Origin of the sequence: Vreelandella lionensis, assembly GCF_002087295.1 — a bacterium.
GTDB lineage: Bacteria > Pseudomonadota > Gammaproteobacteria > Pseudomonadales > Halomonadaceae > Vreelandella > Vreelandella lionensis.
In genome coordinates this window covers 34,313-50,259 of sequence record NZ_MWVI01000089.1, presented here as the reverse complement: position 1 = coordinate 50,259, position 15,947 = coordinate 34,313, and the positions used below count along the sequence as shown (strand labels likewise).

General features: G+C 55.3%; 8 protein-coding genes, 2 tRNA genes and 9 pseudogenes. 15 read left to right on the top strand and 4 right to left on the bottom strand.

The window, feature by feature from the left end; all coding sequences use genetic code 11:
- Nucleotides 1-211: 211 nt before the first annotated feature.
- Nucleotides 212-298 (bottom strand) — tRNA-Leu (locus B4967_RS13495).
- 86 nt (nt 299-384) lie between these two features.
- Nucleotides 385-472 (bottom strand) — tRNA-Leu (locus B4967_RS13490).
- A 344-nt stretch (nt 473-816) separates the two neighbouring features.
- On the opposite strand from B4967_RS13490, the pseudogene rnr reads away from it, so the two are divergent.
- The 12 genes and pseudogenes from rnr to B4967_RS13445 all read left to right on the top strand — a co-directional run bounded on the left by rnr (nt 817) and on the right by B4967_RS13445 (nt 9,792).
- A pseudogene (gene rnr, locus B4967_RS13485) lies at nt 817-3,202 on the top strand (ribonuclease R).
- 2 nt (nt 3,203-3,204) lie between these two features.
- Nucleotides 3,205-4,006: pseudogene (gene rlmB, locus B4967_RS13480) on the top strand (23S rRNA (guanosine(2251)-2'-O)-methyltransferase RlmB).
- A gap of 211 nt (nt 4,007-4,217) precedes the next feature.
- Nucleotides 4,218-4,595: a 30S ribosomal protein S6 gene (rpsF, locus tag B4967_RS13475; protein WP_044628490.1), complete on the top strand. Its 378-nt coding sequence runs from the start codon at nt 4,218-4,220 to the stop codon at nt 4,593-4,595.
- A 33-nt stretch (nt 4,596-4,628) separates the two neighbouring features.
- Entirely contained in the window at nt 4,629-4,856 is a 228-nt protein-coding gene (rpsR, locus tag B4967_RS13470) for a 30S ribosomal protein S18 (RefSeq protein ID WP_083025740.1), read from the top strand.
- Between the two features lie 12 nt (nt 4,857-4,868).
- A complete protein-coding gene (locus tag B4967_RS13465; protein ID WP_083025739.1) occupies nt 4,869-5,720 on the top strand; it encodes a hypothetical protein in 852 nt (283 codons plus the stop codon).
- 15 nt (nt 5,721-5,735) lie between these two features.
- The gene (gene rplI, locus B4967_RS13460) at nt 5,736-6,182 is read left to right on the top strand and encodes a 50S ribosomal protein L9 (protein WP_044628492.1); all 447 of its coding nucleotides are present in this window, start codon (nt 5,736-5,738) and stop codon (nt 6,180-6,182) included.
- A 156-nt stretch (nt 6,183-6,338) separates the two neighbouring features.
- A pseudogene (gene dnaB / locus B4967_RS19695) lies at nt 6,339-7,511 on the top strand (replicative DNA helicase); the annotation flags it as partial.
- Entirely contained in the window at nt 7,494-8,045 is a 552-nt protein-coding gene (locus B4967_RS19690) for a hypothetical protein (protein ID WP_340638780.1), read from the top strand. The pseudogene dnaB and the gene B4967_RS19690, both read left to right, overlap by 18 nt.
- A gap of 101 nt (nt 8,046-8,146) precedes the next feature.
- Nucleotides 8,147-8,731, top strand: a pseudogene (locus tag B4967_RS19685) (LAGLIDADG family homing endonuclease); the annotation flags it as partial.
- A 27-nt stretch (nt 8,732-8,758) separates the two neighbouring features.
- Nucleotides 8,759-8,974: pseudogene (locus B4967_RS19680) on the top strand (DnaB-like helicase C-terminal domain-containing protein); the annotation flags it as partial.
- 83 nt (nt 8,975-9,057) lie between these two features.
- Nucleotides 9,058-9,350, top strand: a pseudogene (locus B4967_RS13450) (hypothetical protein).
- A gap of 139 nt (nt 9,351-9,489) precedes the next feature.
- Nucleotides 9,490-9,792 carry a DUF6482 family protein gene (locus B4967_RS13445; protein WP_074210310.1) on the top strand — a complete coding sequence of 101 codons (303 nt, stop codon included), beginning with the start codon at nt 9,490-9,492 and terminating at the stop codon, nt 9,790-9,792.
- A 20-nt stretch (nt 9,793-9,812) separates the two neighbouring features.
- Here B4967_RS13445 and B4967_RS13440 read toward each other — a convergent pair whose 3' ends face one another.
- Together B4967_RS13440 and B4967_RS13435 are read right to left on the bottom strand one after the other, a co-directional pair.
- A complete protein-coding gene (locus B4967_RS13440; RefSeq protein WP_083025737.1) occupies nt 9,813-10,199 on the bottom strand; it encodes a thiol-disulfide oxidoreductase DCC family protein in 387 nt (128 codons plus the stop codon).
- Nucleotides 10,196-11,781: pseudogene (locus tag B4967_RS13435) on the bottom strand (cryptochrome/photolyase family protein). The gene B4967_RS13440 and the pseudogene B4967_RS13435 overlap by 4 nt, the downstream one beginning before the upstream one ends.
- A gap of 112 nt (nt 11,782-11,893) precedes the next feature.
- On the opposite strand from B4967_RS13435, the pseudogene hemH reads away from it, so the two are divergent.
- The 3 genes and pseudogenes from hemH to B4967_RS13420 all read left to right on the top strand — a co-directional run bounded on the left by hemH (nt 11,894) and on the right by B4967_RS13420 (nt 15,944).
- Nucleotides 11,894-12,971 (top strand): annotated as a pseudogene (gene hemH, locus B4967_RS13430) (ferrochelatase).
- A 200-nt stretch (nt 12,972-13,171) separates the two neighbouring features.
- A pseudogene (locus B4967_RS13425) lies at nt 13,172-15,520 on the top strand (putative monovalent cation/H+ antiporter subunit A).
- Nucleotides 15,513-15,944 carry a Na+/H+ antiporter subunit B gene (locus B4967_RS13420; RefSeq protein WP_083025735.1) on the top strand — a complete coding sequence of 144 codons (432 nt, stop codon included), beginning with the start codon at nt 15,513-15,515 and terminating at the stop codon, nt 15,942-15,944. The pseudogene B4967_RS13425 and the gene B4967_RS13420 overlap by 8 nt, the downstream one beginning before the upstream one ends.
- Nucleotides 15,945-15,947 lie beyond the last annotated feature (3 nt).

The window sequence follows — 15,947 nt, the reverse complement described above, 5'->3', positions numbered from 1 at the left end:
AGCAATCACGGCGGGCGAAGCCGCATTAATGTTTCGCCCGCTTGACATGTTTGGCAAGTAAGCTAAAGCGGTAGGGTGCAATCGCAGTCATGAAGATAAGACGCAAAAAAGCGCCATACAAAGATGGTTCTCTATTAAGAATAACTCTGAGCGAGGCATTTATTGAATATCTATTAGGAAGATAAAGAGTGATGCGGACGGGACCATAAAATGGTGCCCAGGAGAGGACATGAACCTCCACGTCCATACGGACACTAGCACCTGAAGCTAGCGCGTCTACCAATTCCGCCACCTGGGCGAATACAAACTAACTGCTTTCACATCTACTTCTTGCTTGCCGCTGCACCTTACGACTTCATGAAAAGGGGATAACATGAAGTGGTTTGGTGCCCAGAAGAGGACATGAACCTCCACGTCCATACGGACACTAGCACCTGAAGCTAGCGCGTCTACCAATTCCGCCACCCTGGGCGCATCATTCTTTTTACAACTAAAACAGTTGTAGCGTCTGTATTCGTAGCGCGTCTACCAATTCCGCCATCTGGGCAAGTGGCGCGTATGATACCGAGGCGTGGTTAAATGCAAGCCCTAAGGCGCTTTTTTTAATACTGAAATCGCATTAATGCGGTGTTAGGTGGTTGGGTGATTGAACGGGCAGCGCTATACTGCGCCTATGACCAAACAAAACATGACATGCTTCAGCTTATTAGCAGCTGACAACGGCGCTAACGCCGTCGAAGACAACTCCCACCCGCAGTGCACCACGCCTGCGCTAACTGTCCGCCTCCCGCAAACGCTATCAAGGATGTTGATCGCATGAAGTATTGGACGTTGAGTGATGATCCGCACGCCGAGCGCGAGGCGCAAAAGTACGATAATCCTGCGCCCAGCCGCGAATATCTACTGGCTGCCTTAGAAAGCTACGGTAAACCGATTACTCATGAAAACATGAGTAGAATGCTGGGCATTGAAGATGAAGACCACCTAGAAGCCATTCGTCGGCGCATGGCGGCGATGGAGCGCGATGGTCAAGTGCTGCGCGACCGCCGTGGTGCTTACGCGCTGATTGGATAAGCTAGACCTAATAAAAGGCAAAGTGCTGGGCCACCGAGATGGCTTTGGCTTTGTGCTCCGTGATGACGGTAAAAAGCCGGACTTAGTACTGCCCCCGCGCCAAATGCGCCGTGTGTTCCACGGTGACCATGTGCTGGTGAGGGTTAGTGGTCGTGACCGTCGTGGCCGCGATGAAGCAACCATTGCTGATGTGAGTGCGCGCAATACCCAAACCCTTGTTGGCGTATACCGCAGCAATACGCCGGAGTTTGGGGTGCTGATTCCTGAGAATCCACGCATCACCCAAGAAGTTATTATTCCCCATACGGCTAGCGCCGGCGCCAAAGACGGACAGGTGATTTCTGCCAAAATTGTGCAGCAGCCTGCGACCCGTGTGCAGCCGGTGGGCGAAGTCATCGAAGTGCTGGGTGAGCGTATGGACCCCGGCATGGAAATCGATATTGCGATTCGCAGCTACGACATCCCTGCCGAGTTTCCGCCAGAGGTGCTGGATCAAACCAGCGAAATCTCTGCAGAGGGCTTGCAGGAGGATAAGCAGCATCGCGTCGATCTGCGCGATATCCCGCTGGTCACTATCGACGATGAGTCCGCCAAAGACTTTGACGACGCGGTCTGCGCTTGGAAAACCAAGTCCGGTAGCTGGAAGCTGTTGGTGGCGATTGCCGATGTTTCCCACTATGTGCGCCCCGGCACCGCGCTGGATGATGAAGCGCGCACGCGAGGTAACGCGGTCTACTACCCCGGCCAAGTGGTGCCGATGCTGCCAGAGCTGCTGTCGAACGGCTTGTGTTCATTGAACCCGCACGTCGACCGCTTGGTGATGGTATGCGAGATGAATATCTCCAAGACTGGTGCCATCAGCCGCTACTCGTTCTATGAAGCTGTCATGAACTCCCACGCTCGCCTCACCTATAACAAGGTAGCGGCTATGTTGGATGGCGAGAGCGAAGAAGGTGAGACGCTGCGTCGTGAGCATGCTGAGCTAGTCAAGCCACTGCAAAACCTGCACGAGCTATACGGACTGCTGCGTTCCGCCCGTGAAGAGCGCGGAGCGATTGATTTCGATACCACTGAAACTGCGATCATCTGTAACGATGAGCGCAAGATCGAAAAAATCGTGCCGCGTAACCGCAACGATGCCCACAAGCTCATCGAAGAGTGCATGCTGGCCGCCAACGTTGCCACGGCACGTTTCTTGGATAAGCATGACTTGCCGGCGCTTTACCGTATCCACGAGCGGCCTACACCTGAGCGCCTTGATAAGCTGCGTCTGTTCCTCAGTGAACTGGGCCTCTCGGTAGGCGGTGGTGATATGCCGACGCCGCAGGATTATCAGGCACTGCGGGAAGCCATTGTCGACCGCCCGGACGCCGATATTATCCAGACCGTCATGTTGCGCTCGATGAATCAGGCGGTCTATTCGCCGCAAAATGAAGGACACTTCGGCTTGGCGTACCAAGCGTATGCTCACTTCACGTCACCGATTCGCCGTTACCCGGATCTACTGGTTCACCGCGCAATACGTTCGGTCATTCGCGGTCCGCGTCAGACCAATACGGTGGTACGGGTAGAGGGAGCGCCGGTTGAGCCGCCGAGCAAGTGGTGCCCGTATACCTTCGAGCAGATGCTAGAGCTAGGCGAACACTGCTCAATGACCGAGCGGCGCGCGGATGAAGCGACCCGCGATGTCGAGAGCTGGCTCAAGTGTGAGTTTATGTCGGATAAGCTGGGCGAAACGTTCGATGGCACGATTGCTTCTGTAACGCAGTTCGGTCTGTTTGTTCGTCTGGACGACTTCTATGTAGAAGGCCTAGTGCATGTCACCTCGCTGCCGTCGGACTACTATCATTACGAAGCCGAGAAGCATCGCCTAAAAGGGGAGCGCACGGGGACTACGTATCGCTTAGGCGACGGTTTGACCGTGCAGGTAGCGCGTGTCGATATGGATGACCGTAAAATCGACTTTGGCCTCGCCGACGATAAGCCACGCCCGCGCCGCCAACCGCGCAAGCGCCGTGGTGAGAGCGGCGGCCCGAAAGCCGCTGCCGTAACCGATAAACAGCCGACTCGTCGTGGCCCGCGCCGCACTCGGAACGGCCCGCGTAAACCATCAGCGAAAAAGGGTTGAGCATGAAGTCGTCGTCATCTCGACGTAACCCGCGTACTGCCGCCATTCGCACGCCGGATGGCTTGGACCAAGTGTATGGTGTTCACGCGTTAGAGAGCCTGATCGAACGCGGTGAAGCCCCGCGCGAGCTTTGGGTTCAGCAGGGGGCGGGCAACCGCCTAAAAGACGTGGTAGCAAATGCCCAGGCAAGCGGTGCGCGTATTAAAGAGCAGCCTCGCGAGGTGCTTGATCAGCTCACCCAAGGTGCGGCACACCAAGGCGTGGTGGCGTTTTGCACGCCATTAACGCCGGAAGGCGAAGAGTCGTTATGGCTGAAGTTGCGCGCCTGGCAAGCGCCTACCCCGCCGCTACTGCTGGTGCTGGATGGCGTCGCCGGATGTGCACAACTTCGGTGCCTGCCTGCGAAGTGCCGATGCGGCTGGTGCCCATGGCGTGATTGTCGCAAAAGACAAAGCAGCACCTTTGAATGCCACGGTCAGAAAAGTCGCCTGCGGTGCTGCGGAAGTGGTGCCGGTGTATCAGGTCACTACCCTTTCCCGCACCTTGGCCAAGCTCAAAGATGCGGGCGTTTGGATTACCGGCACCGCCGGTGAAGCAGAAGCCAGCGTGTTTGAGATTGATATGACTGGCCCCACCGCGTTGGTGATGGGGGCAGAAGGGAAGGGCATGCGCCGTTTGACCCGCGAAGCCTGCGATAATCTTGCCAAGCTGCCTATGGCAGGGCAGGTGTCGAGTCTTAATGTCTCGGTGGCTACCGGTATTTGTTTGTTTGAAGCCGTTCGTCAGCGGCAGCTTGCAAGTTAGCGGCCAGCCCACTAGAATGCTTGCGCCCGTTTATTCATAAGCGGGCGTTCGTATTGGTAAGTGACTTATACGATCAACAGTTCTGCTTGATGTCCTGTCTCGGCTGTTCGCGGCCAACAACGGGCATTTCAGTTAACTCCTTGCTTCCCTGTCGCGGTTAAGGCATTTGCCCTAACGCACACCGGAAGCTGCCAAACCGCAAGGAGATTCCATGCGTCATTACGAAATCGTGTTTATGGTCCACCCGGATCAGAGCGAGCAAGTGCCAGCTATGGTCGAGCGCTACACCAGCATCGTTACCGAAAACGCTGGTACTGTGCATCGCCTTGAAGATTGGGGCCGTCGTCACCTGGCTTACCCGATCAACAAGATCCACAAAGCCCACTACGTGCTGATGAACGTTGAGTGCACCGGCGAGACTCTCGAAGAAATCGAGAACATCTTCCGTTTCAACGACGCCATCATCCGCAGCCTGGTTGTTCGCTGCAAAGAAGCGATCACCGAAGCTTCCCCGATGATGAAGCCGGCAGAAGAAAAGCGTCCGCGTCGCGAAGAAAAACCGCGCGCTGAAGCTGAAGAAACTGCCTGATTTTATCCACCGCACGTTTTAAGGAGCTAGTCCATGGCACGTTTTTTCCGTCGCCGTAAGTTTTGCCGCTTCACCGCTGAAGGCGTCAAGCAGATCGACTACAAAGATCTTGACACGCTGAAGGCTTACATCACCGAAACCGGCAAGAGCGTTCCGAGCCGCATCACCGGCACCAAAGCACGCTATCAGCGTCAGCTGGCGACCGCTATCAAGCGTTCACGCTACCTGGCACTGCTGCCCTACTCCGATAGCCACCAGTAAGCGTTTAACGTGATGCTGGCACTAGCAAGATGGCTGATGCGTGGCACGCCCTATGCCGCAGGCGGGGCAGCGCTAGCAGCGCTAGTGCCTTGGCTGTTTTTGCTAGGTGCTGCCATCGCGGCGTTAGTAACCTTGCGCAAAGGGTTCGCCCCAGCGCTTCCGGTGATTATCGCTGCGGCATTACCAGCAGGTTTTTGGTGGGTTCAGGGTGACGTTATTCCGCTGGCGAGTGTGCTGTTAGTGACACTCATGGCGGTCATTCTGCGCGAGAGGATGCGTTGGGGCGAAACATTGATCGTTGGCACCTTAGCGGCCGCGGCAATGGTACAGCTTGGCATCTTCAGTCCACCGGGTGGAACCGAGCTAATGCTAGAGCAACTGCGGGAGAGCTCAGAAGAGATCGACCGCATGCTCACAGAGTTTGCAAACCAAGGAATTGACACGCCTACCCTGGCAGCCACAGTAATTGGTGGTGTAACGGGGTTAGTGGTCCTGTTAGCGGCCATCGCATGTTTGGCGCTAGCACGCAGTTGGCAGGCTGGGCTTTATAACCCAGGCGGCTTTCGTGAAGAGTTCCATACGCTGCGCCTGACCCCTAAAGAGCTCGCTATTTTAGTGGTGCTTGGGGTGGCGGGTATGGCGTTGGGTGCGCAGGCGCTGGCAATGCTTAGTTGGATTCCGCTGCTGATAGCCGGTATTGCGTTAGTGCATGGGTTTATTGGAATTAAGGGGATGAACGGGCTGTGGCTGGTGGCATTTTATGTGCTGCTGATCACGACCTGGCCCACGATTCTCATTGTGCTGCTGTTGGGGCTGATTGATACATTCGCGAACGTTCGCGCACGCCTTGCCCGCAGCAATTGACAAGAGGTTTACGAGATGGAAGTCATTCTGCTCGACAACATTGGTAAGCTGGGCGGCCTGGGTGACAAGGTCACTGTTAAGCCTGGTTATGGTCGTAACTACTTGGTGCCTTACGGTTTAGCTGTACCGGCTACCAAAGAAAACGTTGAAGCGTTTGAAGCGCAGCGTGCAGAGCTTGAAGCTCAAGCCGCTGAGCGTAAAGCAGAAGCCCAAGCACGTGCTGAGCAGCTTAACGACATCGAACTGTCGTTGGTTTCTAAAGCGGGTGATGAAGGCAAACTGTTTGGTTCTATCGGTCCGCGTGACCTGGCCGACGCGATCTCCTCTGCTGGCATCGAAGTTGCCAAGAGCGAAGTCCGTATGCCGCAGGGCCCGATTCGTCAAACTGGCGAATACGACATCGACCTCCACCTGCATGCAGAAGTGGACGCCGTTGTACGCGTGGTTGTTGTCGCCGAGTAATTTTTCTCGACAACGCTAACGCCTCAAAGGGCGCGGGATATCCCGCGCCCTTTGTCTTTTTTAAGCCGCTGCTGACGAGTCGTGCTAGTGGTGTGAAGGAAGCTGCCCGGCTAAGATAAGCGCCGTTGGCAACGCGTTACTTTTAAGGAGCTCGCTATGCAGGACCAGCCCTCTGCTGATCAGGAAACGGCGGCGCTTAAGCTGCCGCCGCACTCGCTAGAGGCGGAGCAGTCGGTGTTAGGCGGGCTTATGTTGGACAATCAGGCGTGGGACAACGTCTCTGAGCGCTTGGTAGCCGACGATTTTTATCGTTATGAGCACCGGTTGGTGTTCAATGTCATGATTCATCTAGCGGAGTCAGGGCAGCCGCTAGACGTAGTCACGCTTTCCGAAGCGCTGGAAGCCCGTGACCAGTTAGATACTGTAGGTGGGCTCGGGTTTTTGGCAGAGCTGGCCCGCAATACACCCTCAGCCAGCAACATTCGCGCCTATGCAGATATTGTTCGCGAACGCGCCACGCTGCGTAAGCTGATTCGGGCAGCCAATCAAATTGCTGAAGGGGCGTTCTCTCCGCAAGGGCGGCCCGCCGATGAGCTGTTAAACGAAGCCGAGCGGCTAGTGTTTCAAATTGCCGAAGAGCGGCCGAAAACCGGTGGCCCTATCGGCATGAGCGAGCTGCTCACAAAGGCCGTAGACCGCATCGATGAGTTGTTTAATCTCAAAGGCGAAATGACCGGTCTTTCCACTGGCTTTCGCGATTTAGATGAGATGACCTCCGGCCTACAGCCTTCTGATTTGGTGATTATTGCCGGTCGTCCTTCTATGGGTAAGACCACCTTCGCCATGAATTTAGTAGAGCATGCGGTGATTGCCAGCGATAAGCCCGTCATGGTGTTCTCTATGGAGATGCCCGCCGAATCGTTAATGCTGCGTATGCTCTCTTCGCTAGGGCGCATTGACCAAACGCGGGTCCGCTCGGGGCAGTTAGAAGATGAGGATTGGCCCCGCCTTACCTCAGCGGTGAATCTACTTAAAGACAAGCAGCTGTTCATCGATGATACCGCCGCGCTCTCACCCAATGAGATGCGCTCACGCTTGCGCCGCGTGGTACGCGAGCACGGCAATATGGCGCTGATCATGATCGATTACCTTCAGCTGATGCAGATCCCAGGCTTTTCTGAAAACCGCACCGGTGAGATCTCTGAAATCTCCCGCTCACTCAAAGGGTTGGCAAAAGAGTTTCAGTGCCCGGTTGTGGCGCTTTCGCAGCTGAACCGCTCGCTAGAGCAGCGCCCCAACAAGCGCCCCGTGATGTCGGATTTGCGCGAATGTGTCACGGGAGACACGTTGGTCATGCTGGCTAATGGAGAGCGACAGCCCATTCGCGAGCTGGTAGGGCAAACGCCTAGCGTTGTCTCGTTAGGGGAGAACGGTAGGCTCCATCGCTCCGCCACGGATCTAGTGTGGTCAGTGGGTGCCAAACCTATATTTGAAGTCTCCCTCGCTAGTGGGCGGCGTATTCGTGCCACTGCTAAGCATCGCTTAAAAGCACTGTGGGATTGGAAAACCGTGGCCGAGCTGAAGGTGGGTGACCGTATTGCGTTAGCAAGGCAACTCCCCGAGCCAGAGAACCCGGTGGTATGGGAGGAGCACGCGCTTATCCTGCTAGCCCATTTGTTGGGCGACGGCAGCTATGTCAAAGGCCAACCGCACGTTACACCACGGCCAGCGAGGCGAATAGTGAGGCTGTCCAGCGCGCCGCTGAGCAGTTTGGTTCAACCGTTACCCGCCATGCCGGGCGTGGTAACTGGCATCAGCTCGTCATTGCTGGTAATGGCAATCGCTGGCATGCACAAGGGGTAGGGCGTTGGTTGAAATCATTGGGGATTTTTGGGCAGCGCTCTGCTGAAAAGTATATTCCTAGCGATGTTTTCAAGCTCTCCAATCAGCAGCTGGCGCTATTTATGCGTCATCTGTGGGCAACCGACGGCAGCATTACGACGGATAAAAATGGCCGAACCCGGCTCTACTTCGCAACGGTTAGCCGTCGCCTTATTGATGACGTTAGCGCCCTGCTGCTGCGCTTCGGTATTGTGGCCAGAATTTGTCACGTTCTATCGGGTGAAGGTGGCGGATGGTATACCGCGGATGTATCGGGAAGCGAGCAACAGCAACGCTTCGCCCGGCTGATTGGCGCATTTGGTCATCAGCAGCCAGCGCTGGAGCGAATTAAAGCGTCAACGATGACGGCCAACACCAATATCGATACTTTGCCGCAGGAGGTATTTGATCACGTTAAACAAGCTATGGCGGCAAAAGGGATCAGCCAGCGGCAAATGGCGGCGATGCGGGGTACGGCCTATGGCGGCGCATCGCACTTTAGCTTCGCACCTTCACGGGCCACGCTCAGCAGTTACGCTGACGTGCTCGGTGATGCTGCTTTATCGCAAATAGCCTCCAGCGAGCTATTTTGGGATCAGGTCGTCGAGATACGTTCCTGTGGGGAAGAAGAGGTGTTTGACTTAACCGTACCGGGGGATGCGTGCTGGTTAGCCGACGGTATCGTGAGCCATAACTCGGGAGCGATCGAGCAGGATGCTGACGTCATTGCCTTCGTTTACCGGGATGAGGTGTATAACCCGGATAACCCTGACAACCAGGGGATTGCGGAGCTGATCATCGGTAAGCAGCGTAACGGGCCGATTGGTACGGTGCACATGGCCTTTATTGGTAAATACACGCGCTTTGAGGACCTGGCTCCCGATAGCTACGGCGAAGCGTTTGGCGATTAACTTGAGCGACATGGGGGAGAACGTATAATGCGCAACCCTATTGAGCAGATAGCCTTGAGCAGATAGATAGACAGGAGTAGCAAATGGCAGGTGGTTTTAGGCGCGGTAACCGCAAACGTCTTCCTAAGTTGGAAGGCCGTGGTGAACTCCAGTCGCTAGAGCGCGAGGGGCCTTTTAAAGAGTGGCTGGGCATGCCCGACCTTTATCGCTACTTTCTGGTAGTGGAGGGAGAGAATACAGCTACCAAACGGAAGATGCTGAGCTTCCCGTCGCGGTCGGCGACAAAGTAGTGTTTCGGTACAAAGAGACCAAAGGCGGTAATTGGATTGACCGCAACTCGCTGGGTAAGGCGATTGACCCGTCCGAGTATCAGTAAATCGACCATAAGTTGACGAATTGGTCAGGAACTCTTTTCTGTTATTGCCCTCTTAGGCAGTTAGTGCCAAGGTAATATTATTGTCATGGGGCCGCGTCATGCTGTGCTCCATGACGATGACCAATAACAGGAGGGAACCATGGAACTGAAAGCGCTCAAACAGTTCGTCGCGAGTCACGACAACTTTGAAATTCGGGTGATTACCCATTCGGGAAGCCGCTTCTACCAAGTAGAGCTAGAAGATGTAGAAGGCGAACGCCATATGCTGATGCAACGTAATAAGCCGATGCTGTTCCGTTCATTAGATGACGTTTATCTGGAGCTAAAACGTGCAGGCATCCATCGCGCTTACCTGGTGCAACATGTGCCGCAGGATGAAGTGATTGGTCGCGACGCCCATTACAGCTCGCCGCTGACCTCGCGTATGCCGCTAGTGTTTTAATCACTGGTTCACGGTTTAACCTAACGCTTTTCCCACCACAGCCCCAGCCGGATACGGCGTCGGGCAAAAAAACGGTAGCCTGCATCCATCATGCTTCGCAGGCCCGGTAAGCAAGAAAGTCTTACCAGCCGCCGGTAGCCCAACACCGCATACAGGGCCCGGCTGGCGTCCATGCCGATAAACCATCTCCCCTGATTATCCTGCACATGCAGCTGCCCCATCATGGCATCGAAGCTGCGGCCGATTTCGCTTGCGTTAAACTCATTGCTTTGAATATCGATAAGCCTTACGCGCTCTTGATGACGGTGCTTGACAAGCCAAGCAACTTCGACCCGACAAAATGGGCAGTGGCCATCGTGATAAAGCGTGACGGGGGCCTGTGCGTTTAGCGTCGCGAATCGGCTCATGAGCGGGTCTCCTGATGAGAATAGCCTTGCGTGTGGGCTGGCTGGCCGTAGCCTTCACTGGTGGGTAGCTTGGCGAGAAACTGCTCTGCCTGCTGGCGAATCGCCTCGCGTTTCTCCTCTTTCATGCGCGAAAGCGAACCGTAGATGAGTTTCATGCGCGGGTTGCGGTTGAGCTGTTCGGCGTTGGTTTCCAGAAAATGCCAATAAAGGCTATTAAACGGGCAGGCCTTGGGGCCAGTGATCTCTTTGGGAGAGTAGCGGCAGTGCTGGCAATGGTCGGACATTTTATCGATGTACTTACCCGACGCGCAGTAGGGCTTGGAGCCCATCAGCCCTCCATCTGCATGTAACACCATACCCAGCGTGTTCGGCAGTTCCACCCATTCGCTGGCATCTGCATAAACGGCCAGATACCAGTCACACAGCGCCTCGGGCTTTATGCCGCAGAGCAGGGCAAAGTTGCCGGTCACCATGAGCCGCTGGATATGATTAGCGTAGCTATTATCGATGGTCATTTGGATAGCACGCTGTAGGCAGCGCATGTCGGTATCCGCATCCCAATAGAAGGCAGGAAGCTCGCGGGTAAACCCTAGCTGATTCTTCTGTTTGTAGCCGGGCATTTGAGTCCAGTAAAGCCCACGCACATACTCCCGCCAGCCAAGGATCTGGCGGATAAACCCTTCCACCGCATTAATCGGCGCCTTGCCCGCATGGTAGTGCGCCTCGGCGGCTTCGCACACTTCAACAGGGGAGAGCAGGCCGATATTCATCGCCGCAGAGAGCCGCGAGTGGTAGAGAAAAGGTGCGCTATCGCTGATCGCATCCTGGTAGCGGCCAAAATCCGCCAGCCCGTGTTCTATAAAGTGGTGTAAATCTACCAGAGCCTGGCGGCGTGTTACCGGTAGATTAAACGTCTCCATCGACCCCATGTGGTCGTCAAAATAGTGCGCCGCGTCATGAAGGGCTTCCTTGGTTACGCTATCCTGGCCGTGCTGAGGCAAGGCGGGGAAGCTCAATGCTGCTTTAATGGGCTCCCGGTTGTCATGGTCGTAGTTCCACTGCCCGCCAACCGGCGTATCGCCTTCCATGAGCAATCCGGTGCGCTTGCGCTGCTCTCGGTAGAAGTACTCCAAACGCAGCTGTTTGCGACCCTCTGCCCAGCGTGAGAAGTCGTCTGGTGTGGTGAAGAAGCGATCATCCTCCATTAGCTGCCAGGATAGAGCGTTGTTTTGGCGCTGCTGCATGTCGCGTTCCACAGTCGCCACTCGCCGGGGCGGGTGACGCGAATTTCGTCACAGCCGTACTGCTTGGCGAGCCGCTCGGCTTCCTCAATAAGTGAGTGAGTGTTGTCTGCGTCATCAATACGGCTGTAGTGCACCGTGTAGCCTTTATCTCTTAAAGTGACGGCAAAGTGACGCATGGCGGCCATGAATAGACCGATTTTATGCAGATGATGTGGCACGTAGCGTGCTTCTTCAGCCACTTCGCATAGCGCAACCACCGCATTGGAAGGCGCGTCGCAAAGCGTTGGAAGCGTCAGCGTGAGCTGGTCACCCAATACGAGCAGTAACGGCTTAGACATGAGTTAGCCTGCAGTTATACAAATAATGTTGATAGTATAACTTTATGCCGCGACTTTGCCGAAAAGTGTTAAGATTTTGCCCATTATGTACTGCACCTAAGGAGTGAGCGAGATGGCCGATAGCGTTGTAAAGGATCAACCCGGTGAGGGGCGTTTAACTCATGCGCCCAGCAGTCACCCTGCGGTTCCCCGCGCCAAGGTGGGCGTGGTTCTGGCCAACCTGGGAACGCCCGATGCCACCGACTACTGGTCTATGCGCCGCTATCTCAGCGAGTTCTTATCCGATAAACGGGTTGTGGATTATGCCGGTTGGAAATGGCAGCCGCTGCTGCAGCTGATCATTCTCACCAAGCGGCCTTTTTCATCTGGCCATGCGTATAAAAGTATTTGGAATAATGAGAAGAATGAAAGCCCGCTGCTAACCATCACGCGTGCCCAAACGGAAAAAATGACCGAGCGCTTAAAGGCGTTGTATGGCGATGATGTAGAAGTTGATTTCTGCATGCGCTACGGCACCCCTCCACCGATAGCGTGCTAAAGCGTATGAAAGAGAAGGGCTGCGAGCGCATTGTGTTCTTCCCGCTTTACCCGCAATACGGCTCGCCCACCACCGCGACGGCGAATGATCAGGCGTTTCGCACGCTGATGAAGATGAAGTGGCACCCTATATTCGCACCGTGCCCGCTTATTTTGAGCATCCTGCCTATATCCAGGCGCTGGCGAATTCGGTACAGGAAGCTTATGACGGGTTTGAGAGCCGCCCGACCAAGTTAGTTGCCAGCTATCATGGGGTGCCTGAGCGTTATTTAATGGAAGGCGACCCCTACCACTGCCAATGCCAGAAAACCACACGGCTGCTGCGTGAGAAGCTGGGCTTAAGCAAGGAGGAGGTGGATACCGCCTTTCAGTCGCAGTTTGGCCCCGAGAAGTGGGTTGGCCCGCAAACAGTGGAGCACGTTGCCGAGCTGGCCAAGCAGGGGCATAAGCATATTGCGATTCTTTCGCCAGCATTCTCTTCTGATTGTGTGGAAACCCTTGAGGAGATCAAAGAGGAGATCCACGACAGCTTTATGGAAGCGGGTGGCGAAACCTTTAGCTATATCCCCTGTTTGAATGACCGCGATGACCATATCGATGCACTGTTAGCAGTGGTCAATAACGAGCTCTCTGGCTGGTTGTCGACACCGTAAAGTCACGTATTTGCTATAAAAACCGTCTAGCGTATTACGTTAGGCGGTTTTTTATTGGGGCCGACTTTTCTAGAAATGTGAGAAACGCTGGTATAAGGTTTGTGCATATAAAATCACACTTATTCAACGTTTAAGCGGCTTATGCACCTGTATAGGCGGCTTATTGGGATGAATGAACGTCACTAGGGAGAAAGCGCCGGATGCAATTTGCCGTGTTAATGGGCTTCGTGTTGGCAGCGTCTTCACCGCTGCTCAACCGTTGGTTTGGGGAGCGAACAAGCCTGCTGCTTGCGCTGTTTCCGGCGTTGCTGGCTGGTTGGCTTTTTAGTCAAGCGCCCCTGGTGTTGAGTGACGGGCCTCAGTTACTTGAGTGGTCGTGGGTGCCTTCGCTAGGCATTAGCCTTAGCTTTTTACTGGATGGCCTTTCTCTGCTGTTTGGCTTGCTGATCACGGTGATTGGCACCTGTGTCCTGGTGTATGCGGGTGGCTACTTAAAAGGCCACCAAGATATTGCCCGTTTTCACCTCGCCCTCGTCGCCTTTATGGTCTCTATGCTGGGGCTTGTGTTAGCGGACGGCCTGCTGACGCTGTTTATTTTCTGGGAACTGACCAGCATCACCTCGTACCTGCTGATTGGCTTTAACCATACCGATATTGAAGCACGCAAATCCGCTCGTCAGGGGCTTTTTGTGACGGTTGCTGGTGGCTTGGCGTTAATGGCAGGTTTGGTGCTATTGGGTATCGCCAGCGGCAGCTGGTCTCTGAGTGAGATTTTGCAGTCAGACGATGACCTGCGCCAGCATGCGCTTTATGCCCCTATGCTGGTCTGCTTATTGCTAGGAGCCTTTACCAAGTCGGCGCAGTTCCCATTCCACTTCTGGTTACCTAACGCTATGGCGGCGCCGACCCCTGTGTCGGCCTACCTGCACTCCGCTACCATGGTGAAAGCGGGGATTTACCTGCTGGCACGCCTACAGCCGGAGTTGGGTGGCACGGCCATGTGGGTGACAATACTCTCAGTGGTGGGGGCGACCACCATGCTGACGGGTGCCTTCTTAGCCATTCACCATACCAATATCAAAAAGCTGCTGGCCTACTCCACCATTATGGCGCTGGGAACGCTCACCCATGCTGCTGGGGATGGGCTCCGAATACGCCATGACCGCTTTTGTCACCTTTCTGCTCGCCCACTCCATGTATAAAGGGGCGCTGTTTATGGTGGCGGGCATCCTTGACCATGAAACCGGCACGAAAGACGTCACCGCCATGGGCGGATTACGAAGCGTTATGCCTGTCACGGCAGTGATCGCTTTTGTGGCGGCGCTCTCCTTGGCAGGGGTGCCGCCGCTGTTTGGCTTTATCGGTAAGGAACTCATGCTGGAGGCAGCGTTAGGCGCCGAGCGCGTTCAACTGTTGCTGGTGCTGTTTGCCTTCCTGGCAGCCATCTTGACCATTGCGGTGGCGGCGATTATTGCGCTACGGCCGTTCTACGGCGCACGCCATGAAACTCCCCAAATACCCCATGAGGCGCCGTTGAGTATGCTGATAGGCCCAGGCCTATTGGCATTCGGGTCGCTCGCGCTTGGCTTGGCCCCTGCTGTGCTAGGGGCCGATGCGCTCTTGACCTCGGCAGCAACGGCGGTGGCGGGGGAGACGCTGCCGGTCTCGCTGTCGCTGTGGTACGGGTCAACGTGGCGCTGATTATGTCGGTGGTGAGCTTGATCCTCGGCTTTTTGCTGTTCAAGCGGTGGGACAGCGTACGCGCCCAGTTAGCCAGGTTGGCACCTGTGATGCGTCATGGCCCCGAGGCGGGGTACGAAGGCTTGATGAATGGCATCGTGCGCTTCTCTGAATGGCAGACACGCCTGCTGCAAAACGGCTATATGCGCAATTACATCCTGGTCATGCTGGTAGTGCTGATCGCGCTGATTGGCAACTCCATACTGCTGCGCCACTCTCCGCAGCTGGCGCTCTCCCTAGACGTGCGTTTCCATGAAGTCATTGTGGTGGGCACCATGGCAATGGGGGCGCTGTTTGCCACAATTTCACGCTCCCGCTTAGGCGCCGTAGTATCGGTGGGCATTATGGGCTTCTCCATCGCGCTGATCTTTATTCTGTTCAGCGCGCCAGATTTGGGGATTACCCAGCTGCTGGTAGAAACCATGACCGTGATTCTGCTGGTGCTTGTGCTCTTTAGGCTGCCGCGTTTTTCGAACCTCTCCACCAACCTTGAGCGCATCCGTGATGGGGCTGTTGCGGCCACCATGGGGGTGTTGATCTTTTTGCTGATCATAACCGCCTGGAGTATCGACCAGTTTGAATCGATCTCTACCTATATGGTGGAAAACAGCGCACCGCTTGCCCATGGCCGCAATATCGTCAACGTCATTTTGGTAGATTATCGTGCCCTCGATACGCTCGGCGAGATGTTTGTTTTAGCGTTAGCCGCGATTGGTGTGATTGCGATGCTAAAGCTGCGTCATGGGGAGACAGCTGCCAAAGCGACGGATAGCGACAAAGCCAGCGTGAAGGAGCCCTACGATGGTTAAATCAGGCACGATTATTCTGAATACGGCAGCGCGGTTTCTGATGCCTCTGCAACTGATGTTCTCTGTTTTTTTGCTGTTGCGTGGCCACGATGAGCCGGGTGGCGGCTTTATTGCTGGGCTGGTGGCCGCCGGGGCGTTCACGCTTTACCTGTTTGCCTTCGGGGTCAGCGCCACCAAAGAGGTGCTGCGCATGGTCGACCCCCGAGACTTGATCGGCGCAGGCCTGTTACTGGGAATGATCTCGGTGGTGCCCGCATGGTTTATGGGGCAGCCCTTTTTCACCGCTCAGTGGTGGACGATTCCGGTGATCGACTTTAAAGCGTCTACGCCGCTGATTTTTGATATCGGAGTATATCTGGCGGTGTTGGGGTCGGTGATGGGCATGGTCATGGCATTAATGGAGGTGGATAAGGATGAGCCGTAAGTT

What these genes read in the sequence shown, in the direction of transcription:
- rpsR (WP_083025740.1), top strand. Translation starts at nt 4,629, where the DNA reads ATGGCACGTTTTTTCCGTCGCCGTAAGTTTTGCCGCTTCACCGCTGAA.
- rplI (WP_044628492.1), top strand. Translation starts at nt 5,736, where the DNA reads ATGGAAGTCATTCTGCTCGACAACATTGGTAAGCTGGGCGGCCTGGGT.
- rpsF (WP_044628490.1), top strand. Translation starts at nt 4,218, where the DNA reads ATGCGTCATTACGAAATCGTGTTTATGGTCCACCCGGATCAGAGCGAG.
- B4967_RS13420 (WP_083025735.1), top strand. Translation starts at nt 15,513, where the DNA reads ATGGTTAAATCAGGCACGATTATTCTGAATACGGCAGCGCGGTTTCTG.
- B4967_RS19690 (WP_340638780.1), top strand. Translation starts at nt 7,494, where the DNA reads ATGTCGGATTTGCGCGAATGTGTCACGGGAGACACGTTGGTCATGCTG.
- B4967_RS13465 (WP_083025739.1), top strand. Translation starts at nt 4,869, where the DNA reads ATGCTGGCACTAGCAAGATGGCTGATGCGTGGCACGCCCTATGCCGCA.
- B4967_RS13445 (WP_074210310.1), top strand. Translation starts at nt 9,490, where the DNA reads ATGGAACTGAAAGCGCTCAAACAGTTCGTCGCGAGTCACGACAACTTT.
- B4967_RS13440 (WP_083025737.1), bottom strand. Translation starts at nt 10,199, where the DNA reads ATGAGCCGATTCGCGACGCTAAACGCACAGGCCCCCGTCACGCTTTAT.